This is a genomic window from Aeromonas sp. AE23HZ002T15, assembly GCF_054165525.2.
In genome coordinates, this window is sequence record NZ_CM201342.1 from 2,852,775 (window position 1) to 2,877,886 (window position 25,112).

Consider the following 25,112-nt stretch of genomic DNA (forward strand, 5'->3'; position numbering starts at 1 on the left):
AGAGGGGAGCCGACACCATGGCATTGAAACTGACGAGCCGCCACATCGCCCTGTTGCGAGCCCTGGTGCATCTGGGGTCACTCGGCTTCCTGCTCTGGCTCGGCTACGCCGTGCCGGCAGGCCTGCTGGGAGGGGATCCGGTGCAGGGGCTGACCCACTACCTCGGTAAGGGAGCCCTGCACCTGCTGCTGCTGACCCTGCTGGTGTCACCCCTCGCCAAGCGCTGGCGGCAGGGGCAGCTCATCAAGTTGCGCCGTCCCCTCGGGCTCTGGTGCGCGGCCTGGGCCAGTTTGCACTTCATGGTGTGGTTGGGGCTGGATCTGCAGTTTGACTGGAGACTGATAGGCGGCGAGCTGGTGAAACGCAGTTACATAGTGGTGGGGGCCATCGCCCTGCTGTTGCTGCTGGCGCTGAGCATCACCTCCATCCCGGCCCTGTTGCGGGCCATGGGGCCGAGCTGGCAGCGTCTGCACAACTGGATCTATGCCCTGGCCCTGCTGGTACCCATCCACTACTGGTGGTCGGTCAAGAGTGGTTGGCAGGAGCCACTGGTTTATCTGCTGGTGGCCTGTGCCCTGCTGGTGCCCAGGCGCGATAAATTGCTGCGACCCTGGCGCCAGCGTCAGCAGAGGCGGGCCGGGTTGAAAGAGGCTTGAGTCTGTAGGGGCCTTGTCCGCCTTCATCCCCAACGAAAAAGAGGCCTAGTCGGCCTCTTTTTTCTGGGTGATCTCGCCGCTGTAGGCATCGACGCTCAGTTGCACCATCTGCTCCCTGGCATCCAGGGTGCTGACCTCGAATCTGTCTCCTTCCAGCTCAATTTCCCGAATGTCGTGATACCCTTGAGCCAGCAGCAGCTTGACCAGGGCCGGCATGTCCAGACGGGTCAACGCCGCCCAGCCAAATGAGGAAAAGAGACAAAGGATCAGCAGGATACTGCGTGGGATCATATTCATTCCGGATTCATGGCTGGCACACTATAAACGCCATTATGTTAGGTTTTATGAGATGAATCACCCATGAATAGAGCCCTGCCCCTGTTGGGACTGTTGCTGCCGGCCCTGGTCCAGGCGGCCATGCCGAACGAGGCCTTGCTGCAGCAGGCGGTCGGCGAGGGGAAGATCCGGCCCTTTCATGAGTTGATGGAGGTAGCCTCCCGGCTGCCGGTGCGGGTGCTGCGGGTCGATCTCGGCGAGGAAGATGGGGTCTGGCTCTATGAGCTCAAGCTGATCGACGACGAAAACAGCGTGATCAAGGTGGGTTATCGCGCCGATAATCTGGAGATGGTGTGGCTCAAAGGACACCATCTTGAGCGCCTGTTCGAGCCCCGCTCCTCGCCGGTAGAAGAGTGAGTCTGCTGACTCCCCCTATCCGCCCGTACCGGGCGCTGTCCCGGATCCACGCCGACGGGAGGGCAGAGCCCCTCCTACCGTTGGCAACAACACCTTGGACTAAGATTCATGCGCATTCTGATTGTTGAAGATGAGAAGATCCTGGCGGGCCAGCTGGCCGAACAACTGCGCCTGTCGGGTTTCGTGACCGACCTCTGCCACGATGGCAACGAGGCGGGCTTCCTCGGTGAGACCGAACCCTATGACGCCATCATCCTGGATCTCGGCCTGCCGGGGCGGGATGGCCTGAGCGTGCTCAAGGAGTGGCGCAGCAAGGGGATAGACACCCCTGTGCTGGTGCTGACCGCCCGCGGCCAGTTGCACGAGAAGATAGAAGGGCTCAACGCCGGGGCCGATGACTACCTCACCAAGCCGTTCCAGGTCGCCGAGCTGGTGGCCCGGGTCCATGCTCTGGTCCGTCGCGCCGCTGGCAATGCCAGCTCCATCCTCGAGATCGGCGGGGTGCGCTTGGACATGGCCGCCTCCCAGGTCTGGTACGAAGGCACCCCCATCAAGCTCACCGCCCACGAATTCCGGGTGCTGGGCTACCTGATGCAGCACAGGGGCAAGGTGGTGTCTCGCAGCGAGCTCATCGACCACATCTATGCCCAGGATTTCGACCGGGACTCCAACACCGTCGAGGTGTTCATCGGCCGGATCCGCAAGAAGACCCACGCCGACCTGATCGAGACGGTGCGCGGGCTAGGGTACAGGATCAACGAATGATCCCCCTGACTGGCGGCGCTTGCATCGGCGCCGAGCATAACGGGGTGGCGCCATGAGGCTGGTACGCACCCTGCGCGGCCGGCTGGTGGCCATCGCTCTGGTCTGGTGCGGCCTCTTCCTGTTCGCCACCGGTTTCAGCCTGCAGACCATGATGCGCAACTACTGGCAGGAGGCGGAGGCCGACGGCCTGAGGCTGCAGCTCTACGATCTGCTCTCCCGCCTCGAGATCCAGCACAACGGCCTGCCCGTGGTGACCGAACCCATGGCGGATCCCCGCTACCGCCAGCCCTATTCGGGTTACTACTGGCAGCTGGAGCTGGGGGGAGAGGTGATAGGCCGCTCCCGCTCCCTCTGGGATACCCACCTCAGCGCCCACGGTCTGAAGTCCGCCTTCGGCGATCCGGATCTCTTCGTCGGCAGGGGGCCGAACCGGGAGCCCCTGCTGATCATGACCCGCACCGTCTTGCTGCCGGGGTCGGATCGGGTGTTCACCCTGGTGATGGCGAAAGACAGCACTGTGCTGACCCAGACCCTGAAGAAGACCCGCATCAGCCTCTTCCTCGGCCTCGGCTTCGCCGCCGCCGGCCTGGTGCTGGGCTTCATGTTCCAGATCGTCTACGGCCTGCGCCCGCTGCACCTGTTGCGCCGCGAGCTGAGCCGGGTGCATCAGGGCCATCAGGAGGGGTTCCGGCTGCGCTATCCGCTGGAGATCCAGCCCCTGGTGGAGGACATCAACCGGCTGCTGCACCACTACGGCGAGTTGCTGCAACGGGCCCGCTCCCACACCGGCAACCTGGCCCATGCCCTCAAGACGCCCCTCAGCATCATGCGCAATCAGGTGGCCCAGCTGCCTCCCGAGGATCAGGCCGCCATCGGCGAACAGCTCGACAAGATCCAGCGCCACATCGACTACCACCTCGGCAAGGCGCGGGTGACAGGCGCCGCCAAGATCCTGGGGGTCTCGACCCCGGTGCGGGCCCGGGTGGAGTACATCTGCCGCGCCTTCTCCCGCCTCTATCCGGGCAAGGAGGTGGACCTGCAGGTGCCCGCCAACCTGGCGGTGGGGGTGGAGGAGCAGGACTTCGACGAGATGGTGGGCAACCTGCTGGAGAACGCCTTCAAGTGGTCCGCCGGTCGGCTGCGCATCTCCAGCGCCGAGCTGGGGGGTTGGATCACCCTGCGCATCGAGGATGACGGCCCCGGCATGAGCGAGGATCAGATCGCCAAGGCGGTGCTGCGCGGGGTGCGCCTCGACGAGAAGGTGCCAGGCTCCGGCCTCGGTCTCAACATAGTCTCCGATCTGGCGGAGGCCTATCGCGGCAGCCTCATCATGGGACGGGCCGAGCTCGGTGGCCTCGCCGCCTCCCTCTCCCTGCCCAAGGTGGCGCGGGTCGAGAGCTAGGCCTGGCGGCAGCCTCCTGTCTTCCCCTGGGGTGGATGACCCGTCCGGGCTGGCAAGGGGCGGGCGCCCGGCTTAAGATAGAGTCCTGATTTCAAGGGGTAGGAAGGGTAGCAATGACTGATGATCCGTGGGCGCTGTGTCATCTCGACGATTCGTTCGATGCCTCGGTGCTGGGAACCAAGGGAGCCCAGATCCAGTGGTTTGAAGACAGGGACTCCCTGATCGCATTCCTGCTGGAGGACTTCGTCGATCTGCTGGCGGACGTGGGGGAGCTGGATGAGGATCAGACCGAGAGCGCCCGCGAGCGTTTCACCCTGCTGGTGGAGCAGAGCCTGGACGATCGCAGCCTGATGGATGCCATCAACGACCTCGCCTCCGGCCTGCGCCGCATCGCCTGGCTGGGGCCGCTGTCCGAGCTGGCGGAGATCAGCGACGACTTCGCCAGCGGGCTGCGCGCCTTCTTCTGGAGCCAGTATGACGGCGACGAGGATGACCCCGAGGCCTGGGTGCCGGAGGATCTCTGGCCACAGCTGGTGGAGTGTGCGGAAGAGTATATGGTCGAGGGTGACTTCTAGAGAGTGATATATCACCAGACTTAGCGTGGATAGTGATATCTGCTGTGAAACCCCGGTGTGATACTGATTTATGCTCCACAGCGGATCCCAGACAAGAAAACGGCGCCTCGATGGCGCCGTTTTTTATGGCTCAGACCGGGATCAGGCGTTGGCCGGCACATCGTGAGCCGTGTTGGTCAACACCGGGCCCTGGTACTTCTCGATCTCCAGCTGGGCCATGTGGCCACAGTTGCCCTGGGCCAGGCTGGAGGAGCCCTCGTCGAAGGTGAGGCAGTTGACGTTGCCGTTCTTGCACAGGCTCCCCGCCTCGCCCGGCTTGGCCGGATCGAACCAGGCCCCCTCGCAGACGCGCACCACCCCGGGCCGGATGTCTTTCGATATCAGGGCGCCCACCAGGATCTGGCCGCGCTCGTTGAAGGCGCGCACCAGATCGCCATCCTTGATGCCTCTGGCCTTGGCGTCGTCCGGGTTGATCAGTATGGCCTCCCGATCGGCGATGGCGAACTTGTCCCGCAGCGGCGTGTTGTCCAGCTGGGAGTGCAGCCGCTGGGTCGGATGCGAGGTGTTCAGGGACAGGGGATAGCGGCTGGCCTGCTCGCTCCGGTACCACTCCTTGGGCTCATACCACCTGGGGTGGCCGGCGCAATCGGCATAGTTCATGCCCGCCACTGTGTTAGAGAAGATCTCTATCTTCCCGGACGGGGTGCCGAGGGGGTTGAGCAGCGGGTTCTCGCGAAAATCGGCGTGACGGATCCACTGGCGATTCGCCTCCGGGATGGGGAAGCGGATGTAGTTGTTGGAGGCCCAGAACATGTCGAACGGCGGCAGCGCCACCTTGGCACCACGGGCCTGGGCGGCCATGCCGTCATACATCTGCTTGAGCCAGAGTGTCTCGTCCTTGCCCTCGGTATAGGCCTCCTGCAGGCTGAGCTTGGCGGCGACGGCGCTGAAGATGTCGAAGTCGTTGCGCGCCTCGTGCTGGGGCGGCACGCACTGGTGCATGGGGAAGACGTAGCGCTGGGAGTAATCGCCCCCCATCTCCAGATCGTTGCGCTCATAGCTGGTGGTCACCGGCAGCACTATGTCCGCGTGCTTGGCGGTGGCGGTCCAGTAAGGTTCGTGGACGATGACGGTCTGCGGCTTGCGCCAGGCCTCCAGCAGGTTGTTGGTGTCCTGATGGTGGTGGAAGGGGTTGCCTCCCGCCACGTAGACCAGTTTGACGTCCGGGTAGGTCACCTTGCGGCCGTTGAAGTCGATGGTCTTGCCGGGGTTGGCGAGGCAATCGGCGATGCGGGCCACCGGGATGGGGGCCGGGCTGTTTTGCGGCGCCGTCCCCGCCGAGATGCCGGCCAGAATGCCTCCCTTGGCGGTGGGGCTGCCACCGGAGGAGTAGTGGTAGCTGAAGCCATAGCCACCCCCCGGCAGGCCGATCTGACCCAGCATGGCGGCTAGCGTTACCAGCATCCAGTTCGGTTGCTCGCCGTGATGCTGCCGCTGCATGCCCCAGCCCGCCATGATCATGGTACGCTTGGACGCCATGTCGAGGGCCAGCTGGCGAATGACCTTGGCGTCGACGCCGCAGATGGCGGCGGCCCACTCGGCGTCCTTGGGCTGACCATCATCTTTGCCGAGCAGGTAGGGGAGGAACTTGTCGAAACCGGCGGTGTAGCGATCGAGGAAGGCCTGATCGTGCTTCTGCTCGCTATGGAGGGTGTGGGCCACCCCCAGCATCATGGCCACGTCCGTGTAGGCCTTGGGGGCAATCCACTCGGCCCCCGCCATCTTGGCGGTCTCGTTGTAGACGGGGTCTATGCTGATGACCCGGGTGCCCTTCTCCTTGAGCGCCTTGAAACCGGCCTGCCCCTCGTGATCCGGCATGTTCCAGCTGTTCTTCAGGGTCACCTGGGCGTTGACCCCCCACAGAACAACCAGCTCGGCGTTTTCCACCACGTTCGGCCAGGCGGTCTGCTGCTCATACACCTCGATGGAGCCCATCACGTGGGACATGATCACCTGGGCCGCCCCGGTGGAGTAGTCACCGGCATACCCGGTGAAGCCGCCAGCCAGGTTCATCAGCCGGTGCAGCAGGGTGCGGCAGTTGTGGAACATGCCGACGCTCTTCCAGCCGTAGGAGCCGGCGTGGATGGCCTGGGGGCCGAAGTCGCTCTGCACTCGCTTGATCTCGCCGGCCACCAGTTCGATGGCCTTGTCCCAGCTCACCTTGACCCACTCGTCGGCACCGCGCAGCTCGGGGCTCGCACCCGGGCCGCGCTCCAGCCAGCTCTTGCGTACCATGGGGTACCTGATGCGGTTCTTGGCATGGACCTGGAAGGGCGCCATGTCGATGAGCTCGTTCGGGGCCGGATCATCGGCTACCGGTTGCACCCGGATCATGCGGCCATCGGCGACTATGGCCTCGAAGGCCCCCCAGTGGGCGCCGGTGAGGATGCCCTTCTGGGCCGGCACCAGGGTCGGGAACTGCTCCAGGGCCGTGCTGATGGCCTGGGCTAGGGCGCTCTTCGGGAAGATGCCGGCCAGCAGCGGCAGGGCGGCGCAGGCGCCCAATCCCTTGAGCAGGTTGCGGCGGGACAGATTGGTGTCTTGGTCATTGAAAAAAGTCATGGGAGATTCCTCTGTTCCAGCCTCAGTGGGCCGCACTCATGTCACTGGCGTGTTTTTGCACGTACTGGGTCAGCATGCGTGACTGCTCCGGGGTGAGGGAGGTACGCGATTCCATGCCCTTGATGACCCCGATCCACTGGTTGGCATTGAAGTGATCCAGGGCGGTCAGGCCGTGACAGCCGGTGCAGTTGTTGGACATCAGGGTGGAGGCGTATTGCCACAGCTTGCCCTGATCGCCGATGAGCTGGCTCTGATCGACCCAGGCGGTCAGCTTGACCTGATGCCAGGTGAGGTTGGTGGCGGCATCGGTCTCGCTCTTGCCGGTCACCAGCGCCTGCTTGGCATTGTCGCCGACCAACACGCTCAGGATCCGCTTGCCGGGAGCGGCGTAGAACACCTCGCTCACCCCGTCCTGTTGCCAGCCTTCGATCTGCACCTGGGCACGTTTGCCCTCGTTGGCGACTATCTCCACCCGGGTGGATGGCATCAGGGTGCCCTCATCGGTGCCGGCCTTGGCATCGAGATAGAGGGGGGTGGTGGCGATGGCATAGCGGGTGGTGACGCTGGCCGGGGTCTGGGCGGCGGCGGCGGCCAGTTCGCTGGCACCGGCGGCGGCCAGCTCGCTCATGTCAGGCATGATGTGGGCGACGCCGCGGTGGCAGTCGATGCAGGTCTGACCCTCCTTGATGGCGACCGGGTGCTCGGCCCGGGCGTTCGGGCGTTGGGCCAGGATGTCCATGGCCTCATAGCTGTGGCAGCTGCGGCAGGTAGCGGAGTCGTTGGCCTTGAGCTGATCCCAGACGGTCTGGGCCATGTGCAGCTTGCGGGCCTCGTATTTCTCCGGGGTGTCCAGGGTGCCGAGGGCCTCGTGGTAGATGTCCTTCACCGCGCGGATCTTGGTCCACAGGTAGGAGGCCGGCTCATTGGGGATGTGGCAGTCGGCGCACTCGGCGCGGATCCCTTTCACGTTCTGGAAGTGGACGCTGCCCTGGTATTCGGCGAGGGGTGTCTGCATGGAGTGGCAGGAGACGCAGAACTCGGTGGAGCTGGTCTTGTGCAGCACGGTGACGGTGACCCCCAGGGCCGTAACCCCCAGCAGGGCCCCCAGCAACAGGAGCCAGAACCAGCTCTTTCTCAACATTTTTCCAAACATGGCGTCATTCCCCAAAATCAAATAATACCAATATAGTAGTAGTCATCGATGGCCGGGGCGTTGACCCCGGTCATATTTACATTTTTGAAAACAATGATCTTTTTGTCGAATAATCCGTCAGTTAGCAGTTGTTTCCAGCTGCGCTGACGGCGGATGGGCGTCAGAGACTGTCTCTGGATCGACCGGGAGGGTGAAAAAACAGACCCGTACGAGCTGGCTCCTGATCGCGGCAAGGGGGCTGGCGCCATCCCATGACGGACGGTGGCGGCAGGCTTGGGATTTGCCGAATGAGACATGTATACTGTTCACATATACAGTATTCAGGTCATGCCGTCATGCGACTCTTTATCGCCGAAAAACCCAGTTTGGGCCGTGCCATCGCCGATGCCCTGCCCAAGCCCCACAAGAAGGGGGAGGGCTTCATCGAAACCGGCCAGGGGGACGTGGTGACCTGGTGTATCGGCCACCTGCTGGAGCAGGCGGAGCCCGACGCCTATGACGCCGCCTACAAGCAGTGGCGCATGGAGTCGCTGCCTATAGTGCCGAGCCAGTGGCAACTGGTGGCCAAGCCCAAGACCAGGGTCCAGCTCACCGCCATCAAGCGACTGATCAAGCAGGCCGACTGTGTGGTGAACGCCGGTGACCCGGACCGGGAAGGTCAGCTGCTGGTGGACGAGGTGATCGATTTTCTCGGCTACCCCAAGACCAAGCCGGTGCAGCGCTGCCTCATTAGCGATCTCAACCCGCCGGCGGTGCGCCGCGCCCTCGACAAACTCAGGGACAACAAGGAGTTCGTGCCGCTGGCGGTATCGGCCCTGGCCCGCAGCCGTGCGGACTGGCTCTATGGCATCAACATGACCCGGGCCTATACCCTGCTCGGCCGCAAGGGGGGTTGCAGCGAGTTGCTGTCGGTGGGGCGGGTGCAGACCCCGCTGCTGGGGCTGGTGGTGCGGCGGGATCTGGAGATCGAGGCCTTCGTGCCGAAACCCTTCTTCGAGGTGCTGGCCCATGTGGTGACTCAGGGTAACGAGCGGTTCAGTGCCAAGTGGCTGCCGTCCGAGGCTTGCGCCCCCTGGCAGGATGAGGAGGGGCGGGTGCTGAACCGGGCGCTCGCCGCCAAGGTAGTGGAGCGCATCCAGGGCCAGGACGCCCTGGTGGAGGAGGTGGAGGAGCAGGCTCGCAAGCAGTCGGCGCCGCTGCCCTACAACCTATCCAGCCTGCAGATCGATGCCGCCAAGCGTTTCGGCATGGATGCCAAGCGGGTGCTGGACGTCTGTCAGGGGCTCTACGAGCGCCACAAGCTCATCACCTATCCGCGATCCGACAGCCGCCACCTGCCGAGCGATCACTTCAGCCGGGCGCCCCAGGTGCGCGATGCCATCGCCGCCACGGCGCCGGTGCTGGCCAGGGCGGTGAGCGAGGCGGACGGCAAGCTGCGCAGCAAGGCCTGGAACGACGGCAAGGTGGATGCCCACCACGCCATCATCCCCACCGAGAAGCGGGGCAACGAGGCCAGCCTCTCCGCCGAGGAGAGCAAGATCTATGGGCTGGTTGCCCGCCAATACCTGCTGCAGTTCTATCCGCCGTTCGAGTACAACGACAGCAAGGTGCTGCTGCGCATCGCCGGCGGCCTGTTCCAGGCCAAGGCGCGCCGCATCCTCAAGGCCGGCTGGAAGGCGCTGCTCGGGGTCGAGGAGGATGATGACGAGGAGAAGGCCGGGACCCTGCCCGCCCTGCGCCAGGGGGAGCGACTGCTGTGCGAGCGGGGTGAGCTGCTGGAGAAGATGACCCAGGCCCCCAAGGCGTTTACCGATGCGACCCTGCTGGCCGCCATGACCGGCATCGCCCGCTATGTGCAGGATCCCGAGATCCGCAAGACCCTTCGCGAGACAGATGGCCTGGGTACAGAGGCGACCCGGGCCGGCATCATCGACCTGCTGTTCAAGCGCCGCTTTCTGGTGCGCCAGGGCAAGAGCATCAAGGCCACCCCCACGGGGCGGGCGCTGATCCTGGCGCTGCCCACCACGGCCACCACGCCGGACATGACGGCACTCTGGGAACAGCACCTAGGCCAGATCGCCGAGCGTCACGCCAGCTACCAGCAGTTCATGGGGCCCCTTACCGAACAGTTGCATGCCCTGATCGAGGGGGCGCGGCAGGATTCCGGCGCCAGTTTCAGTGCCCTGCCCAAGGCATCTGAGGGGGCCGCCAAGCGCCGCTTCACCCGCCGTGGCAGCAGCAGTGGCAAGAGTGGTGCCAAGAGTGCCGCAAGCAAGGGGGCCAGCCCCCGCAAGAGTACGGGCAAACGCACCACCAAGGCGGCCTGAGGCTTTCCGGAGTCGATGTCTGGATATAAAAAGAGGGGCCTTCGCCCCTCTCTTGTATCTAGAAAACGCACTCAAGCAGTGAGTTAACCCGTGTAGACCCCCTCTTCCGGGTAGCGAATGCGGGTCTCGCTCGGTCTGGCCAGCATCAATGCCAGGGTCAGGGGGCCCAGACGGCCGCAGATCATCACCAGCACCAGGATGAGCTTGCCGGGCTCGCTCAAGCCGGGGGTGATGCCCGTGGTGAGGCCCACGGTGGCGAAGGCCGAGATGGTCTCGAACATGATCTTGTCCAGCGACACCGACTCCGTCAGGGTCAGCAGGAACATGGCCAGCATCAGCACCATGACGCTGACGATGATGATGGCGAGCGATCGGGTCACTATCTGGGGGGACAGGGTGCGGCCGAAGGCGGTGACATGGGGTCGCTTGGTCAGGAAGGCCTTGGTGGCCAGCAGCACCACGGCGAAGGTGGTCACCTTGATACCACCCCCTGTGGAGGTGGCCCCGGCCCCGATGAACATCAGCATCATCATGAACAGCAGGGAGGCGGGCACCATCTGGCCGATGTCGACCGTGTTGAAGCCCGCGGTACGCGCCGTGGCGGACTGGAAGAAGGCCGCCAGCCATTGGCCGCCGAAGCCTGCGCTGCCCAGGGTGTGGGGATTGTCGTGCTCCAGCAGCCAGAACATCAGGGTGCCCAGCAGCAGCAGGCCTGGGGTCATCAGTATCATCAGCTTGCTGTGCAGTTTCAGCTTGCGCCAGCGGCGGTTGCGCACCAGATCGACGATGACGGTGAAGCCGATGCCGCCGAGGATCAGCAGGGCCGGTATGGTCAGGCTGATGATGGGGTCGTCGCGATAGTCCATGAGATTGTTGGCAAACAGTGAGAAGCCGGCGTTGTTGAAGGCCGACACCGCGTGGAAGAAGCTGACGTAGAGGCCGTGGGACCAGCCCATCTCGGGCACCCAGCGAATGGCCATGACGGCGGTGCCGATCAACTGGGCGATGAGGGCGAACAAGACGATACGCCTGACCAGCTGGATGATGTTGACCGAGCCCTCCTGCCCCAGCGCCTCCTTGGCCAGCACCTGCTGGCGCAGGCCGACCCGCTTGCTGAACATGGCGATGAGCAGCAACGTCATGGTCATCTGGCCGAGCCCCCCTATCTCCATCAGGATGAGCAGTATGATTTGCCCCTGCAGGGTGAAGGCGGTACCCGTATCCACCACCCCGAGGCCGGTCACGCTGATGGCGGAGGTGGCGGTAAACAGGGCGTTGACGAAGGTGACCTCGCCCCTGTGGCTGGAGGGCTGCACCAGAAACAGGGTGCCGATCAGCAGAATGATGAGGAAACTGCCCAGGATCAGCTTGGCCTCGCTCCAGCGGGACTCTGTCTCCCGCTGCATGGCGAAGGCGTAGTTGCTGCGCCAGTTGATCATAGGGTGTCTAGCCAGTGGTCGATGGCGTGCTTGTTGCCGGCCAGGATCAGGATGTCGCCGAGCTGCAGCTCCATCTTGCCGGTCAGCACGTTGTGCAGCACCTCGCCGCGCTTGATGGCCAGCAGCTGGAAGTTGCTCTGCTGCAGCAGGTGCAGATCGCCGAGGGTGCGGCCGTTTTGCTGCAGGCCGATGACGAACTCGGTCAGCACCATGTCGTGGCCCAGCTCCAGATAGTCGAACAGGCGGTTGTCCAGCATGCTCTGGGCGACCCGGCGGCCCATGTCCCACTCGGGATTGATCACCTTGTCGGCGCCCACCTTCTGCAGGATCTTGGCGTGGAACTTGTCGCGGGCCTTGACCCACACCTTCTTCACGCCAGCCTCTTTCAGTACGAGGGTGGTGAGTATGCTGGTCTCCAGGTTGTCACCGATGGCGACGAAGACGATGTCGAAGTTGGCGAGGCCGAGCTCGGCGACCGTGGCCTCGTCGGTGGCATCGGCGACCAACACATGGTTGCACAGGGTGGCGATCTGGCGGGTCTTGACCTCGTCGATGTCGATGGCCAGCACCTCGGCATCCTGCCGTTGCAGCTCTTCGCACAGGGCACTGCCGAACAGGCCGAGGCCGATGACGGCAAATTGGTTGTTCATTCACACTTCCTCAAGGGACTGAAGAAGTTACTCTACTCCAGCGAACTGAGTCCGAGAAGTACCCGGATTTTTCGTCCCGGGGGATCTGGGGTAAACTGCCTCCTCGCTCTTGTCGGGACCAACAGATGAAACTCACCCCCCACGCCCCCTTGTCGACCCTCAATACCCTGGGCCTCGAGGCCCACTGCCTCTGGCTGGCCGAGGTGGTCCAGCTGGACGATCTCAGGCAACTGCGAGACAACGTCGAGCTGGCCGTGCAGCCACGCCTGGTGTTGGGGGGAGGGAGCAACATACTGTTCTGCAACGACTTCGCCGGTCTGGTGGTACACAACCGCCTGCAAGGGATAGAGGTGCGCGATGAGGGGGATCACTGGTTGCTGCACGTGGCGGCGGGCGAAAACTGGCATGAGCTGGTGTGCCATGCCCTGCAGCAGGGTTGGCACGGGCTGGAGAATCTCGCGTTGATCCCGGGCACTGTCGGGGCCGCCCCTGTGCAGAACATCGGTGCCTATGGGGTAGAGCTGGCCCGTTTCTGCACCTATGTGGAGGCCTTTAACTGGCAGAGCGGCGAACTGGAGCGGATCCAGGCTGCCGATTGCCAGTTCGGCTATCGCGACAGCATCTTCAAGCACGCCTATCAGGATTCTCACTTCATCACCGCCGTCGGCCTGAGCCTGCCCAAGGCCTGGCAGCCGGTGCAGGGTTACGGTCCGCTGGCGGCCCTCGGTGATCAACCCAGTCCCCAGGCCATCTTCGATACCGTCTGCGCCACCCGCATGGCCAAGCTGCCGGATCCCGCCTTGCTCGGCAACGCCGGCAGCTTCTTCAAGAATCCCGTGGTGCCGCAAGCGTTGGCGGAAGGGCTCAAGGCGCGTTATCCGCTGATGCCCGTCTATCCGGTTGCGGGGAATCCGGACGGAGAAGGCCAGGCCAAGCTGGCGGCGGGCTGGCTCATCGATCAGTGCGGCCTCAAGGGCTTTGCCATCGGCCGTGCCGCCGTCCATCAGGAGCAGGCGCTGGTGCTGGTGAACCTGGGGGGGGCCAGCGCCATGGAGCTCATCGCCCTGGCCGCCCATGTGCGGGATAGCGTGGAGCAGCAATTCGGCGTCGTGCTGGAGCACGAGGTGCGCTTCATGGGGCTGACCGGCGAGACCTGGCTCGACGAGGTGCTAGCATGACCCTGACCCCCATCAGACAGACTCTGATCACCCTGCTGAGCGACGGCCAGTTCCACTCCGGCGAGCAGCTCGGCGAGCAGCTCGGCATCAGCCGGGCGGCCGTCAGCAAGCATATGGCGGCCCTCAAGGAATTGGGGCTGGATCTGTTCAGCCTGACCGGCAAGGGTTATCGGCTGGCGGTGCCCATGGCGCTCTACGACGAGGAGAAGCTGCGGGCCAGGGTCCCCATGGCGCCGGTGCACTGCTTCTCGGTGATAGGCTCGACCAACCAATACCTGCTGGAGCGGGTCAGCGGGCTGCAATCCGGCGAGAGTTGCCTGGCCGAGTGCCAGACCGCGGGTCGGGGGCGCCGTGGCAAGCCCTGGATCACCCCCTTCGGGTGCCAGCTGATCCTGAGCATGTACTGGCGCCTCGAGCAGGGCATGGCGGCGGCCATGGGGCTGAGCCTGGCGGTGGGCGTCGCCGTGGTGCAGGCGCTGGAGTCCCTCGGTTACCCGGGGGTGGAACTGAAGTGGCCCAATGACCTCTATTATCAGGGGCGCAAGCTCGCGGGCATCCTGGTGGAGATGAGCGGCAGCGCCGGTGCCAGCTGCCACCTGGTGATAGGCATTGGCCTCAATCTTGCGATGCCAGAGCGGCAGGGGGAGAAGATCGACCAGGCCTGGTCTGAACTGCGCCACGTCCAGCCGGAACTGGTGGATCGCAATGAGCTGGCCGCCTGCGTGATCCAGCGCCTGCAGCAGGCCATGGTGACCTTCGAGCAGAGCGGCCTGGGGAGTTTCGTGGACGACTGGAACCGGCTCGATTACTTCGCCGGTCAGCCGGTGAAGCTGCTGATGGGGGATCAGGTGATCCGCGGCATCGCCCGTGGCATCGACGATCGCGGCGCCCTGCGGCTGGAGACGGAGGAGGGGATCAAGTTCTATCTGGGGGGGGAGATCTCCCTGCGTCGCGGCGACTGACGCCAGCAGACCAGCGCATAACAAAGGGGGCCCATGGCCCCCTTTGTTGATTCCACATCTGAGTTGTTCAGCGTCACTTGCGCAGCTTGATCTGCTCGATGGCGTGTTCGTTGCCCTTGGTGAGGATCAGGTTGGCCCGCTCCCGGGTCGGCAAGATGTTCTCTTGCAGATTCAAATAGTTGATGTCCTGCCAGATGTTGTTGGCGATCTCGGTGGCTTCGCTCTCCGCCAGCTTGGCGTAGTGGTGGAAGTAGGAGTCGGGATCCGAGAAGGCGCCGCTGCGAAACTTGAGGAAGCGCTCCACGTACCAGGTGCGCAGCAGCTCGGTGTCCGCATCCACATAGATGGAGAAGTCGACAAAATCTGACACGAAGACGCGATGGGGATCCTGCGGGTAATCCATGCCGCTCTGCAGCACGTTGAGCCCCTCCAAGATCAGGATGTCTGGCTGCTCCACCACCTTCTTCTCGTCCGGCAGGATGTCATAGATGAGGTGGGAGTAGACGGGAGCCTCGACCCGCTCGTGGCCGGCCCGGATGTTGGCGACAAACTCCACCAGATGGCGGATGTCGTAGGATTCCGGGAACCCCTTGCGGCGCATCAGGCCGCGGGCCTCCAGCTCCTTGTTGGGGTAGAGGAAGCCGTCCGTGGTGACCAGTTCGACTCGGGGATGTTCCGGCCAGCGCTCCAGCAGCGCCTGCATGATGCGGGCCGTGGTGCTCTTGCCCCCCGCCACGCTGCCGGCGATGCTGATGATATAGGTGCCCTTGCCTCGAGACTGGCCGAGGAACTGTTCCAGCACCCGGCTGCGGCGCTGCTTTGCCTTGACGTAGAGATTGAGCAGGCGGGAGAGGGGCAGGTAGATCTCTTCCACCTCCCGCAATGACACCTTCTCGTTGATCCCGCGCAGGGTATGCAGATCCGTCTCCGTCAGGGTGAGGGGGACTGCATCACGCAATAACGCCCATTGTTCGCGGGTGAATTGCAAATAGGGGTTATGCTCTGTCGTCATGATGTCATCACTGTTTCTTGGGCAGGGCGACCATACACCAAGGGATCGGGAGCGACAAGGGATGCGGCAGGTTCGAGTGGAGAGGGTGCGTTTTTTTGTACTCTTCCCTGCAATAATGCACATTTTGCAAGGCGCAATGGTTGCATCCCCAAAATCCTTACCATAAAATGCGCGGCGCTTAGATGTCTGTCGCCTATTTGCCCGGCAAATGCGATAAAAACAACGGGTGCAAGCAGAATTACCGTTGTGGCATCGACGTGACGGAGGGGTTCCCGAGCGGCCAAAGGGATCAGACTGTAAATCTGACGGCTCTGCCTTCGAAGGTTCGAATCCTTCTCCCTCCACCATATTTCTCTGCGGTTTGAGTTCTTTGGGTTAGAGAAATGCGGGCATCGTATAATGGCTATTACCTCAGCCTTCCAAGCTGATGATGCGGGTTCGATTCCCGCTGCCCGCTCCAAGATGCTGATATGGCTCAGGTAATTCTGAGAGCCACACCCTAGGGTGAGTTCGGCAGTCGAACCAGCCTGTCAGTACAAGCCTCTCTACTCCCCCAGATTCAAATCCATCATATAAACTGTTCTGTGGTTAGCTTGCCACCGCGTACTCAGCGTTAGTTTAGAGGGACGATCATGTCTAAAGAAAAATTTGAGCGTAATAAACCGCACGTTAACGTGGGTACCATCGGCCACGTTGACCACGGTAAAACCACCCTGACCGCCGCCATCACCAACGTGCTGGCCAAGCACTTCGGTGGTAAAGCTTTCGCCTTCGACCAGATCGACAAGGCGCCGGAAGAGCGTGAGCGTGGTATCACCATCAACACCTCCCACGTAGAATACGACACCGCTACCCGCCACTACGCTCACGTAGATTGCCCGGGTCACGCCGACTACGTTAAGAACATGATCACCGGTGCTGCCCAGATGGACGGCGCAATCCTGGTAGTAGCAGCGACTGACGGCCCGATGCCGCAGACTCGTGAGCACATCCTGCTGGGTCGTCAGGTAGGCGTTCCGTACATCATCGTGTTCATGAACAAGTGCGACATGGTCGATGACGAAGAGCTGCTGGAACTGGTAGAGATGGAAGTTCGCGAACTGCTGTCCGAGTACGACTTCCCGGGTGATGACCTGCCGGTCGTTCGTGGTTCCGCGCTGAAAGCGCTGGAAGGCGAAGCTCAGTGGGAAGAGAAGATCCTGGAACTGGCTGGCCACCTGGACACCTACATCCCGGAACCGGAGCGTGCGATCGATCAGCCGTTCCTGATGCCTATCGAAGACGTGTTCTCCATCGCTGGCCGCGGTACCGTAGTAACCGGTCGTGTTGAGCGCGGTATCGTGAAGGTTGGTGAAGAAGTGGAAATCGTTGGTATCAAAGATACCACCAAGACCACCTGTACCGGCGTTGAAATGTTCCGCAAGCTGCTGGACGAAGGTCGTGCCGGTGAGAACGTTGGCGCACTGCTGCGTGGCGTGAAGCGTGAAGACGTGGAGCGTGGTCAGGTACTGGCCAAGCCGGGCACCATCAAGCCGCACACCAAGTTCGAATCCGAAGTGTACGTGCTGTCCAAGGAAGAAGGTGGTCGTCATACCCCGTTCTTCAAGGGCTACCGTCCGCAGTTCTACTTCCGTACTACCGACGTGACCGGTACCATCGAGCTGCCGGAAGGCGTTGAGATGGTAATGCCGGGCGACAACATCAAGATGGTTGTTACCCTGATTGCCCCGATCGCGATGGATGACGGCCTGCGTTTCGCCATCCGTGAAGGTGGCCGTACCGTAGGTGCTGGTGTTGTAGCCAAAGTTATCGCGTAATCTTGGCTTACATAAATAAAGCAAAGCCCCTATAATAGGGGCTTTCTTATGCAGGGGCGTAGTTCGAATTGGTAGAACAGCGGTCTCCAAAACCGATGGTTGCGGGTTCGAGTCCTGCCGCCCCTGCCATATACCTCGTCTCGTACGGGGCTTTTGTGTCTTTGGTTACGTCAGATACAGGTGGGTTGTATGAGTGTTAGTTCTGAGGGTCAGGGCGGAAGCAAGGATACCCTGCTTTGGGGCCTGGTTTTCATCATTCTGGCGGCCGCAGTAGTAGGTAATTACCTGCTGACCGACGTTGTCGCCGCCGTCCGCGCCCTGGGTGTGGTCGTTGTCATCGCTGCTGCAGGTGCAGTAGCCCTGCAAACCACCAAAGGTAAGGCAACACTGGCTTTTGCTCGTGAGTCTCGCCTGGAAGTCCGCAAGGTCGTATGGCCGACCCGCCAGGAAGCCATTCAGACAACCCTGATTGTGCTGGCGGTGACCGCCGTGATGGGGCTCTTGCTGTTCGTTCTGGACGGTGCCTTGGTCTGGTTGGTCAACCTGATTACCGGTGTGTAAGGATAAGCCATGACTGAACAACGTGAACAACGTATGAGATGGTATGTCGTGCAGGCATTTTCCGGCTACGAAGGCCGGGTCGCCAAGTCCCTGCGTGAACATATCAAGATGCATGGTATGGAAGAGCTGTTTGGCGAAGTGCTGGTCCCGACCGAAGAAGTGGTCGAGATGCGTGCTGGCCAGAAGCGCAAGAGTGAGCGCAAATTTTTCCCGGGCTATGTCCTGGTCCAGATGGTGATGGATGAAACCACATGGCACCTGGTACGCAACGTACCCCGTGTGATGGGCTTCATCGGTGGCACCTCCGATCGTCCTGCTCCTATCTCCGATAAAGAAGCGGATGCCATCCTCAACCGTCTGCAAGATGCCCACGACAAGCCGCGTCCGAAAACCCTGTTTGAACCGGGTGAAATGGTGCGGGTTGCCGATGGTCCGTTCGCCGACTTCAACGGTACCGTTGAAGAGGTGGACTACGAGAAGAGCCGCGTGAAGGTCTCCGTTCTGATCTTCGGTCGCTCAACACCGGTCGAACTGGATTTTGGTCAGGTCGAGAAAGGCTGATTAAACTCTGTTCGTTAACGGTTGTCAGGGGCAGCGATTATCTCTATAATTCGCTGCCCCTTTATTTGTTGGGGAGCCGTTTGCAGGAGCATGTCTCCGAGGCGTTAGAACCCATTTTTGAGGTATTTTTGTAATGGCTAAGAAAGTCACAGCTTATATCAAGCTGCAAGTTAAGGCTGGCAGTGCTAACCCCAGCCCTCCCGTTGGTCCTGCACTGGGTCAGCACGGTGTTAACATCATGGAATTCTGTAAGGCGTTCAACGCTCGTACAGAGAAGCTGGAAAAAGGCTCACCGACTCCGGTCGTGATCACCGTTTACAGCGACCGTTCCTTCACCTTCGAAACCAAGACTCCGCCCGCTTCCTTCCTGCTGAAGAAAGCCGCCGGCATCCAGTCTGGTTCTGCCAAGCCGAACAAAGACAAGGTTGGTAAGGTGACCGTTGCCCAGCTGCAAGAAATCGCCAAGACCAAAGAGCCGGATATGACTGGTGCCGATCTGGATGCAAAAGTACGTTGCATCGCCGGTTCCGCTCGTTCCATGGGCCTGGTGGTGGAGGACTAAGACAATGGCAAAACTTTCCAAGCGTATGCGCGTTATTCGCGAAAAAGTTGACGGTACCAAAGAGTACTCCATCAACGAAGCCATTGCCCTGCTGAAAGAACTGGCTACCGCCAAGTTCGTTGAAAGCGTTGACGTCGCCGTTAACCTGGGTATCGATGCTCGTAAATCTGACCAGAACGTACGTGGTGCTACTGTACTGCCGCACGGTACCGGTCGTGACATCCGTGTCGCCGTGTTCACCCAGGGTGCCAACGCCGAAGCCGCCAAGGCTGCAGGTGCTGAACTGGTTGGTATGGACGACCTGGCTGAGCAGGTTAAGAAAGGCGAGATGAACTTCGACGTCGTGATCGCATCCCCGGATGCCATGCGCGTTGTTGGTCAACTGGGCCAGATCCTGGGCCCGCGTGGCCTGATGCCTAACCCGAAAGTGGGTACCGTAACCCCGAACGTTGCTGAAGCCGTCAAGAACGCCAAAGCCGGTCAGGTTCGTTACCGCAACGACAAGAATGGTATCATCCATACCACTCTGGGTAAGGTTTCTTTCAACGAAGTTCAGCTGAAAGAAAACTTGGAAGCTCTGCTGGTTGCCTTGAAAAAGGCCAAGCCTTCCTCCGCCAAGGGTGTCTTCATCAAGAAAGTCAGCATCTCCACCACCATGGGTGCCGGTGTTGCCGTAGACCAAGCTTCCCTGGAAGCTCAGGCCTAATTGATGGGTTTTACAAGGCGCAAAATTTAATCTATAATTTTGCGCTTTGATTGGTTGGGGGTTTCGACCTCCGTCCAAGACCGCAGGTGGCCTCATCGCCTTAATTCTTCCTGCGTAGACGGTGCCGGAAACCCAGCGAGAAAGATTTCTTTCTCTTCTGGAATCCTGCTACCGCATCGTTCCCCTCTGTTGTAAAGGTAGGGGGGATGTGTCAGTACTGGGTCAAACTAGACCCGGATTCAATCCAGGAGTTAAGCCAATGGCATTGGGACTCGAAGACAAAAAGGCAATTGTTGCTGAAGTCAACGAAGCTGCCAAAGGCGCTCTTTCTGCAGTTGTAGCCGATTCTCGCGGTGTGACTGTAGAGAAGATGACCAGCCTGCGTAAATCTGCTCGCGAAGCCGGTGTGTACATGCGCGTTGTGCGTAACACCCTGCTGCGTCGTGCAGTTGAAGGTACCGAATTCGGTTGCCTGAACGACGTATTGTCTGGTCCTACCTTGATTGCTTTCTCTAACGAACACCCGGGCGCTGCCGCTCGTCTGTTCAAAGAGTTTGCCAAAGCGAACCAAAAGTTCGAAATCAAGGCTGGCGCTTTTAACGGTGAATTCATCGCCGCAGCACAAATTGATCGTCTGGCCACGCTGCCGACCTACGACGAAGCAATTGCGAAGTTGATGGCTACCATGAAGGAAGCCTCTGCTGGCAAGCTGGTTCGTACCATCGCTGCTGTGCGTGATCAGAAGCAAGCTGCTGCTTGATTCTCGCCTATTTAGGCTGTTTGAGTTTATTCAACATCAGGAATTTTTGTCATGTCTATCACTAAAGACCAAATCATCGAAGCCGTTGCTTCCATGTCCGTAATGGAAGTTGTTGAGCTGATCGAAGCTATGGAAGAGAAGTTCGGTGTTTCCGCCGCTGTTGCTGTTGCTGCCGGTCCGGCCGCTGAAGCAGTAGAAGAGAAGACCGAGTTCGACGTAGTTCTGACTGCTGCTGGCGCCAACAAAGTTGCCGTCATCAAGGCCGTTCGCGGCGCTACCGGTCTGGGCCTGAAAGAAGCCAAGGACCTGGTAGAAGCTGCTCCGACCAATCTGAAAGAAGCCGTCTCCAAAGACGAAGCCGAAGCTCTGAAGAAAGAGCTGGAAGCTGCCGGTGCTTCTGTTGAGATCAAATAATCTGCATTTATGTAGATTAGCCTGATAAAACAGGCTAAGGCTGGTGAATCTTTATTCACCAGCCTTTTTGCGCTGTAGACTGAGAGTATTTCACACCGTTCACGACTCTCGGTGCACCAGCAATCCGGACCGCCTCATCGTCCGGGCCAACACAAAACGGTGTTGAGACAGAGCTGTCCCGTGGGGACAGAGTGGGTCACTTATCAGCGAGCTGAGGAACCCTATGGTTTACTCTTATACCGAAAAAAAACGCATACGTAAGGACTTCGGTAAGCGAGACCAGGTACTGGACACGCCTTATCTGTTGTCCATTCAGCTGGACTCCTTCAAGCAGTTCATCGAGGCTGACCCGGAAGGTGAGTACGGCCTAGAAGCCGCCTTCCGTAGCGTTTTCCCGATCACCAGTTACTCCGGTAGTGCTGAGCTTCAGTATGTCAGCTATCGCCTGGGTGAGCCGGTATTTGACGTAAAAGAATGCCAGATCCGTGGAGTGACCTACTCCGCGCCGCTGCGTGTCAAGCTTCGTATGGTTCTGTACGACCGTGAAGCAGCTGCCGGCACCGTCAAAGATATCAAGGAACAAGAAGTTTACATGGGCGAAATTCCGCTCATGACCGAAAACGGCACCTTTGTCATCAATGGTACCGAGCGGGTCATCGTCTCCCAGCTGCACCGCAGCCCGGGCGTCTTCTTCGACCACGATAAAGGCAAAACACATTCATCCGGTAAGGTACTGTATAACGCCCGCGTTATCCCCTACCGTGGCTCCTGGCTGGACTTCGAGTTCGATGCGAAAGACAACCTGTTTGTCCGTATCGACCGTCGTCGTAAACTGCCGGCCTCCATTATTCTGCGCGCCCTGGACTTCAGTTCCGAAGAAATCCTGGCCACCTTCTTCGAGACCATAGGTTTCGAGGTCAAAGATGGCAAGTTGATGATGGATCTGGTGCCCGAGCGCCTGCGTGGTGAGACTGCGACCTTCGACATCATTGCCAATGGCACCGTGGTGGTCGAGACCGGTCGTCGTGTCACCGCTCGTCATATCCGTCAGTTGGAAAAAGACGCCATTACCCAGATTGAGGTGCCGGTCGAATACGTTGTTGGCAAAGTTGCTGCCAAGAACTACGCGCACCCGCAAACTGGTGAAATGGTCGTGACTGCCAACCAGGCCCTGAGCCTGGAAGCGGTCGCCAATCTGTCCCAAGCCGGCTTCAAGCATTTCGAGGTTCTGTTCACCAACGAACTGGATCACGGTGCCTACATGTCCGAGACCCTGCGCATCGACTCCAGCTCCAGCCGTTTGGAAGCCCTGGTCGAGATCTACCGCATGATGCGTCCGGGCGAGCCGCCCACCCGCGAGGCGGCAGAGCAGCTGTTCGAGAACCTGTTCTTCTCTTCCGAGCGTTACGACCTGTCTACCGTGGGTCGGATGAAGTTCAACCGCCGTCTGGGTCGTGAAGACGAGACCGGCGTCGGCGTGCTGACCAAAGACGACATCGTCGAAGTCATGAAGCGCCTGATCGACATCCGTAACGGCAATGACGAGGTGGACGATATCGACCACCTGGGTAACCGTCGTATCCGTTCCGTCGGTGAAATGGCCGAGAACCAGTTCCGTGTCGGTCTGGTCCGTGTCGAGCGTGCGGTGAAAGAGCGTCTCTCCCTGGGCGACCTCGACACCCTGATGCCGCAGGATCTGATCAACGCCAAGCCGATCTCCGCCGCGGTCAAAGAGTTCTTCGGTTCCAGCCAGCTGTCCCAGTTCATGGACCAGAACAACCCGCTGTCCGAAGTGACCCACAAGCGTCGTATCTCCGCGCTGGGCCCGGGCGGTCTGACTCGTGAGCGTGCCGGCTTCGAAGTTCGAGACGTACACCCGACCCACTACGGTCGTCTGTGCCCCATCGAGACTCCGGAAGGTCCGAACATCGGTCTGATCAACTCGCTGTCCGTGTACTCCCGTACCAACGAGTACGGTTTCCTCGAGACCCCGTACCGCAAGGTCATCGACGGTGTGATCACCGACGAAGTGGATTACCTGTCCGCGATTGAAGAAGGCAAGTACGTGATCGCGCAGGCCAACGCCGCGACCTCTGAAGATGGCCGTCTGAAAGATGAGCTGATCCCGTGCCGTCATAAGGGTGAATCCACCTTCATGAACGCCGACCAGATCCAGTACATGGATGTGAGCCCGCAACAGATCGTATCTGTGGCTGCCGCTCTGATCCCGTTCCTGGAACACGATGATGCGAACCGAGCCCTGATGGGTTCGAACATGCAACGTCAGGCCGTACCGACCCTGCGCGCCGACAAGCCGCTGGTAGGTACCGGTATGGAACGCGCCGTGGCCGTCGACTCCGGGGTAACCGTAGTGGCCAAGCGTGGCGGCATGATCGACTATGTCGATGCCTCCCGTATCGTTATCAAGGTCAATGAAGATGAGCTGCTGCCAGGCGAAGCCGGCATCGACATCTACAGCCTGACCAAGTACACCCGTTCCAACCAGAACACCTGTATCAACCAGCGTCCTTGCGTGATGTTGGGTGAGCCGGTGATGGCGGGCGACGTGCTGGCTGACGGCCCGTCTACCGACCTGGGCGAACTGGCGCTGGGCCAAAACCTGCGCGTCGCGTTCATGCCGTGGAACGGTTACAACTTCGAAGACTCGATCCTGGTGAACGAGCGCGTTGTTCAGGAAGATCGCCTGACCACCATTCATATCCAGGAACTGGCCTGTATCTCCCGTGACACCAAGCTGGGTCCGGAAGAGATCACCGCCGACATCCCGAACGTGGGTGAAGCCGCTCTGTCCAAGCTGGACGAGTCCGGTATCGTCTACGTGGGTGCGGAAGTGAAGGGCGGCGACATTCTGGTCGGCAAGGTAACACCCAAGGGTGAAACCCAGCTGACTCCGGAAGAGAAGCTGCTGCGCGCCATCTTCGGTGAGAAGGCCTCCGATGTGAAGGACTCCTCCCTGCGTGTGCCGAACGGTGTGTACGGTACCGTGGTTGACGTGCAAGTCTTTACCCGCGATGGCGTGGAAAAAGACAAGCGCGCCAAAGAAATCGAAGAGATGCAGCTGAAGGAAGCGAAGAAGGACTTGACCGAAGAGTTCAAGATCCTGGAAGACGGCATCTTTGGCCGCTCCCGAAACCTGCTGCTGGCCGCCGGTTACAGCGAAGATCGTCTGAACAAGCTGGATCGTTCCAAGTGGTTTGAACTGGCCATCGAAGATGAAGCCAAGCAGATCGAACTGGAACAGATCGCCGAACAGCACGTTGAGCTCAAAGCCGAGTTCGACAAGAAGTTCGAGAACAAGCGTCGCAAGATTATCCAGGGTGATGATCTGGCGCCGGGCGTACTGAAAATCGTCAAGGTTTACCTGGCAGTGAAGCGTCGCATCCAACCGGGTGACAAGATGGCGGGCCGTCACGGTAACAAGGGTGTTATCTCCAAGATCTGTCCGGTCGAGGATATGCCCCATGACGAGTTCGGCCGTCCGGTCGACATCGTACTGAACCCGCTGGGCGTACCATCCCGTATGAACATCGGTCAGATCCTCGAAGTGCACCTGGGCCTCGCGGCCAAGGGCATCGGCGAGAAGATCGACCGCATGATCAAAGAGCAGCGCGAGCTGCACGAGATGCGCGAGTTCCTGCAACAGGTCTATGACCTGGGTGAGAAGGACTCCCAGCAAGTGAACATCGCCGAGCTGTCCGACGACGACGTACGTACCCTGGTGGGTAACCTGCGCAAGGGTCTGCCGGTCGCTACACCTGTCTTTGATGGTGCCAAAGAGCGCGAAATCAAGGCCTTGCTGAAGCTGGCCGATCTGCCGGAATCCGGTCAGATCTCCCTGTTCGACGGTCGTACCGGTAACGCCTTCGAGCGTAAGGTCACCGTGGGTTACATGTACATGCTCAAGCTGAACCACCTGGTAGACGACAAGATGCACGCGCGTTCTACCGGTTCGTACAGCCTGGTTACCCAGCAGCCGCTGGGTGGTAAGGCACAGTTCGGTGGTCAGCGGTTCGGTGAGATGGAAGTGTGGGCCCTGGAGGCTTACGGTGCGGCATATACCCTGCAGGAAATGCTGACCGTCAAGTCTGACGATGTGAACGGCCGTACCAAGATGTACAAGAACATCGTGGATGGCGACCACCGTATGGAGCCGGGCATGCCCGAATCCTTCAACGTATTGCTGAAGGAAATCCGCTCTCTGGGTATCAACATCGAGCTGGACGAAGAGTAAGAGCTCGCTCTTATTGTTCGAGAATTGACGTGGGCGCCCCGAGAG

At 60.7% G+C, this 25,112-nt stretch carries 22 protein-coding genes and 3 tRNA genes; 19 read left to right on the forward strand and 6 right to left on the reverse strand.

Annotated features, from left to right (window positions below; genetic code table 11):
• The first annotated feature begins 17 nt into the window (after positions 1-17).
• Positions 18-656: a protein-methionine-sulfoxide reductase heme-binding subunit MsrQ gene (msrQ, locus tag ACT5M9_RS13270; RefSeq protein ID WP_457982472.1), complete on the forward strand. Its 639-nt coding sequence runs from the start codon at positions 18-20 to the stop codon at positions 654-656.
• A gap of 45 nt (positions 657-701) precedes the next feature.
• Here the strand turns inward: msrQ and ACT5M9_RS13275 are convergent, their stop codons facing one another.
• The gene (locus tag ACT5M9_RS13275; protein WP_438551042.1) at positions 702-953 is read right to left on the reverse strand and encodes a PepSY domain-containing protein; all 252 of its coding nucleotides are present in this window, start codon (positions 951-953) and stop codon (positions 702-704) included.
• Positions 954-1,016: 63 nt separating this feature from the next.
• Between ACT5M9_RS13275 and ACT5M9_RS13280 the strand changes: the two genes are divergently transcribed.
• The 4 genes from ACT5M9_RS13280 to ACT5M9_RS13295 all read left to right on the forward strand — a co-directional run bounded on the left by ACT5M9_RS13280 (position 1,017) and on the right by ACT5M9_RS13295 (position 4,091).
• Positions 1,017-1,349 (forward strand): PepSY domain-containing protein, encoded by a 333-nt coding sequence (locus ACT5M9_RS13280; RefSeq protein WP_438551043.1) that lies wholly within the window; start codon positions 1,017-1,019, stop codon positions 1,347-1,349.
• 108 nt (positions 1,350-1,457) lie between these two features.
• Positions 1,458-2,114 carry an AHA_4052 family stress response regulator transcription factor gene (locus tag ACT5M9_RS13285; protein WP_438551044.1) on the forward strand — a complete coding sequence of 219 codons (657 nt, stop codon included), beginning with the start codon at positions 1,458-1,460 and terminating at the stop codon, positions 2,112-2,114.
• A gap of 52 nt (positions 2,115-2,166) precedes the next feature.
• Positions 2,167-3,516: a sensor histidine kinase gene (locus tag ACT5M9_RS13290; RefSeq protein WP_457982470.1), complete on the forward strand. Its 1,350-nt coding sequence runs from the start codon at positions 2,167-2,169 to the stop codon at positions 3,514-3,516.
• A 113-nt stretch (positions 3,517-3,629) separates the two neighbouring features.
• Positions 3,630-4,091, forward strand: a complete 462-nt coding sequence (locus ACT5M9_RS13295) for a hypothetical protein (protein WP_457982468.1) — start codon at positions 3,630-3,632, stop codon at positions 4,089-4,091.
• A gap of 141 nt (positions 4,092-4,232) precedes the next feature.
• Here ACT5M9_RS13295 and torA read toward each other — a convergent pair whose 3' ends face one another.
• Positions 4,233-6,713, reverse strand: a complete 2,481-nt coding sequence (gene torA, locus ACT5M9_RS13300) for a trimethylamine-N-oxide reductase TorA (protein ID WP_457982467.1) — start codon at positions 6,711-6,713, stop codon at positions 4,233-4,235.
• Between the two features lie 22 nt (positions 6,714-6,735).
• On the reverse strand, positions 6,736-7,866 hold the full coding sequence (locus ACT5M9_RS13305; protein ID WP_457982466.1) for a NapC/NirT family cytochrome c: 1,131 nt from the start codon (positions 7,864-7,866) through the stop codon (positions 6,736-6,738).
• Between the two features lie 335 nt (positions 7,867-8,201).
• On the opposite strand from ACT5M9_RS13305, the gene ACT5M9_RS13310 reads away from it, so the two are divergent.
• Positions 8,202-10,193 (forward strand): DNA topoisomerase III, encoded by a 1,992-nt coding sequence (locus ACT5M9_RS13310; protein WP_457982465.1) that lies wholly within the window; start codon positions 8,202-8,204, stop codon positions 10,191-10,193.
• Between the two features lie 83 nt (positions 10,194-10,276).
• Here ACT5M9_RS13310 and ACT5M9_RS13315 read toward each other — a convergent pair whose 3' ends face one another.
• Together ACT5M9_RS13315 and ACT5M9_RS13320 are read right to left on the reverse strand one after the other, a co-directional pair.
• Positions 10,277-11,632, reverse strand: a complete 1,356-nt coding sequence (locus ACT5M9_RS13315; protein ID WP_457982464.1) for a TrkH family potassium uptake protein — start codon at positions 11,630-11,632, stop codon at positions 10,277-10,279.
• Positions 11,629-12,282: a potassium channel family protein gene (locus ACT5M9_RS13320; protein ID WP_438551051.1), complete on the reverse strand. Its 654-nt coding sequence runs from the start codon at positions 12,280-12,282 to the stop codon at positions 11,629-11,631. Before ACT5M9_RS13320 ends, ACT5M9_RS13315 begins: the two co-directional genes overlap by 4 nt.
• Positions 12,283-12,407: 125 nt before the next feature.
• On the opposite strand from ACT5M9_RS13320, the gene murB reads away from it, so the two are divergent.
• Both murB and birA read left to right on the forward strand, forming a co-directional pair.
• Entirely contained in the window at positions 12,408-13,460 is a 1,053-nt protein-coding gene (murB, locus tag ACT5M9_RS13325; protein ID WP_457982462.1) for a UDP-N-acetylmuramate dehydrogenase, read from the forward strand.
• Positions 13,457-14,422, forward strand: coding sequence for a bifunctional biotin--[acetyl-CoA-carboxylase] ligase/biotin operon repressor BirA (gene birA, locus ACT5M9_RS13330; protein WP_457982460.1), 966 nt, complete (start codon positions 13,457-13,459; stop codon positions 14,420-14,422). Before murB ends, birA begins: the two co-directional genes overlap by 4 nt.
• A gap of 73 nt (positions 14,423-14,495) precedes the next feature.
• Here birA and coaA read toward each other — a convergent pair whose 3' ends face one another.
• Positions 14,496-15,434: a type I pantothenate kinase gene (gene coaA, locus ACT5M9_RS13335; protein ID WP_457982458.1), complete on the reverse strand. Its 939-nt coding sequence runs from the start codon at positions 15,432-15,434 to the stop codon at positions 14,496-14,498.
• Between the two features lie 262 nt (positions 15,435-15,696).
• On the opposite strand from coaA, the gene ACT5M9_RS13340 reads away from it, so the two are divergent.
• The 11 genes from ACT5M9_RS13340 to rpoB all read left to right on the forward strand — a co-directional run bounded on the left by ACT5M9_RS13340 (position 15,697) and on the right by rpoB (position 25,067).
• Positions 15,697-15,781: transfer RNA gene (locus ACT5M9_RS13340), tRNA-Tyr, on the forward strand.
• A gap of 38 nt (positions 15,782-15,819) precedes the next feature.
• A tRNA-Gly gene (locus ACT5M9_RS13345) sits at positions 15,820-15,894 on the forward strand.
• A 172-nt stretch (positions 15,895-16,066) separates the two neighbouring features.
• Positions 16,067-17,251 carry an elongation factor Tu gene (gene tuf / locus ACT5M9_RS13350; RefSeq protein WP_005306325.1) on the forward strand — a complete coding sequence of 395 codons (1,185 nt, stop codon included), beginning with the start codon at positions 16,067-16,069 and terminating at the stop codon, positions 17,249-17,251.
• A 52-nt stretch (positions 17,252-17,303) separates the two neighbouring features.
• Positions 17,304-17,380, forward strand: a tRNA-Trp gene (locus tag ACT5M9_RS13355).
• A gap of 60 nt (positions 17,381-17,440) precedes the next feature.
• Complete coding sequence (gene secE, locus ACT5M9_RS13360; RefSeq protein WP_025328619.1) at positions 17,441-17,812, forward strand: preprotein translocase subunit SecE; 372 nt, start codon at positions 17,441-17,443, stop codon at positions 17,810-17,812.
• Between the two features lie 9 nt (positions 17,813-17,821).
• On the forward strand, positions 17,822-18,373 hold the full coding sequence (nusG, locus tag ACT5M9_RS13365; RefSeq protein WP_010675959.1) for a transcription termination/antitermination protein NusG: 552 nt from the start codon (positions 17,822-17,824) through the stop codon (positions 18,371-18,373).
• 133 nt (positions 18,374-18,506) lie between these two features.
• On the forward strand, positions 18,507-18,935 hold the full coding sequence (gene rplK, locus ACT5M9_RS13370; RefSeq protein ID WP_016352267.1) for a 50S ribosomal protein L11: 429 nt from the start codon (positions 18,507-18,509) through the stop codon (positions 18,933-18,935).
• A gap of 4 nt (positions 18,936-18,939) precedes the next feature.
• Positions 18,940-19,641 (forward strand): 50S ribosomal protein L1, encoded by a 702-nt coding sequence (rplA, locus tag ACT5M9_RS13375; RefSeq protein WP_349920100.1) that lies wholly within the window; start codon positions 18,940-18,942, stop codon positions 19,639-19,641.
• A 259-nt stretch (positions 19,642-19,900) separates the two neighbouring features.
• Positions 19,901-20,401, forward strand: coding sequence for a 50S ribosomal protein L10 (gene rplJ / locus ACT5M9_RS13380; protein WP_016352265.1), 501 nt, complete (start codon positions 19,901-19,903; stop codon positions 20,399-20,401).
• Between the two features lie 51 nt (positions 20,402-20,452).
• Positions 20,453-20,815, forward strand: a complete 363-nt coding sequence (gene rplL, locus ACT5M9_RS13385) for a 50S ribosomal protein L7/L12 (protein WP_349920098.1) — start codon at positions 20,453-20,455, stop codon at positions 20,813-20,815.
• Between the two features lie 223 nt (positions 20,816-21,038).
• Positions 21,039-25,067, forward strand: coding sequence for a DNA-directed RNA polymerase subunit beta (gene rpoB / locus ACT5M9_RS13390; protein WP_457982457.1), 4,029 nt, complete (start codon positions 21,039-21,041; stop codon positions 25,065-25,067).
• The last annotated feature ends 45 nt before the right edge of the window (positions 25,068-25,112 follow it).

Coding starts and splice junctions, on each gene's coding strand:
- msrQ (WP_457982472.1), top strand. CDS start 18: ATGGCATTGAAACTGACGAGCCGCCACATCGCCCTGTTGCGAGCCCTG.
- ACT5M9_RS13275 (WP_438551042.1), bottom strand. CDS start 953: ATGAATATGATCCCACGCAGTATCCTGCTGATCCTTTGTCTCTTTTCC.
- ACT5M9_RS13280 (WP_438551043.1), top strand. CDS start 1,017: ATGAATAGAGCCCTGCCCCTGTTGGGACTGTTGCTGCCGGCCCTGGTC.
- ACT5M9_RS13285 (WP_438551044.1), top strand. CDS start 1,458: ATGCGCATTCTGATTGTTGAAGATGAGAAGATCCTGGCGGGCCAGCTG.
- ACT5M9_RS13290 (WP_457982470.1), top strand. CDS start 2,167: ATGAGGCTGGTACGCACCCTGCGCGGCCGGCTGGTGGCCATCGCTCTG.
- ACT5M9_RS13295 (WP_457982468.1), top strand. CDS start 3,630: ATGACTGATGATCCGTGGGCGCTGTGTCATCTCGACGATTCGTTCGAT.
- torA (WP_457982467.1), bottom strand. CDS start 6,713: ATGACTTTTTTCAATGACCAAGACACCAATCTGTCCCGCCGCAACCTG.
- ACT5M9_RS13305 (WP_457982466.1), bottom strand. CDS start 7,866: ATGTTTGGAAAAATGTTGAGAAAGAGCTGGTTCTGGCTCCTGTTGCTG.
- ACT5M9_RS13310 (WP_457982465.1), top strand. CDS start 8,202: ATGCGACTCTTTATCGCCGAAAAACCCAGTTTGGGCCGTGCCATCGCC.
- ACT5M9_RS13315 (WP_457982464.1), bottom strand. CDS start 11,632: ATGATCAACTGGCGCAGCAACTACGCCTTCGCCATGCAGCGGGAGACA.
- ACT5M9_RS13320 (WP_438551051.1), bottom strand. CDS start 12,282: ATGAACAACCAATTTGCCGTCATCGGCCTCGGCCTGTTCGGCAGTGCC.
- murB (WP_457982462.1), top strand. CDS start 12,408: ATGAAACTCACCCCCCACGCCCCCTTGTCGACCCTCAATACCCTGGGC.
- birA (WP_457982460.1), top strand. CDS start 13,457: ATGACCCTGACCCCCATCAGACAGACTCTGATCACCCTGCTGAGCGAC.
- coaA (WP_457982458.1), bottom strand. CDS start 15,434: ATGACGACAGAGCATAACCCCTATTTGCAATTCACCCGCGAACAATGG.
- tuf (WP_005306325.1), top strand. CDS start 16,067: ATGTCTAAAGAAAAATTTGAGCGTAATAAACCGCACGTTAACGTGGGT.
- secE (WP_025328619.1), top strand. CDS start 17,441: ATGAGTGTTAGTTCTGAGGGTCAGGGCGGAAGCAAGGATACCCTGCTT.
- nusG (WP_010675959.1), top strand. CDS start 17,822: ATGACTGAACAACGTGAACAACGTATGAGATGGTATGTCGTGCAGGCA.
- rplK (WP_016352267.1), top strand. CDS start 18,507: ATGGCTAAGAAAGTCACAGCTTATATCAAGCTGCAAGTTAAGGCTGGC.
- rplA (WP_349920100.1), top strand. CDS start 18,940: ATGGCAAAACTTTCCAAGCGTATGCGCGTTATTCGCGAAAAAGTTGAC.
- rplJ (WP_016352265.1), top strand. CDS start 19,901: ATGGCATTGGGACTCGAAGACAAAAAGGCAATTGTTGCTGAAGTCAAC.
- rplL (WP_349920098.1), top strand. CDS start 20,453: ATGTCTATCACTAAAGACCAAATCATCGAAGCCGTTGCTTCCATGTCC.
- rpoB (WP_457982457.1), top strand. CDS start 21,039: ATGGTTTACTCTTATACCGAAAAAAAACGCATACGTAAGGACTTCGGT.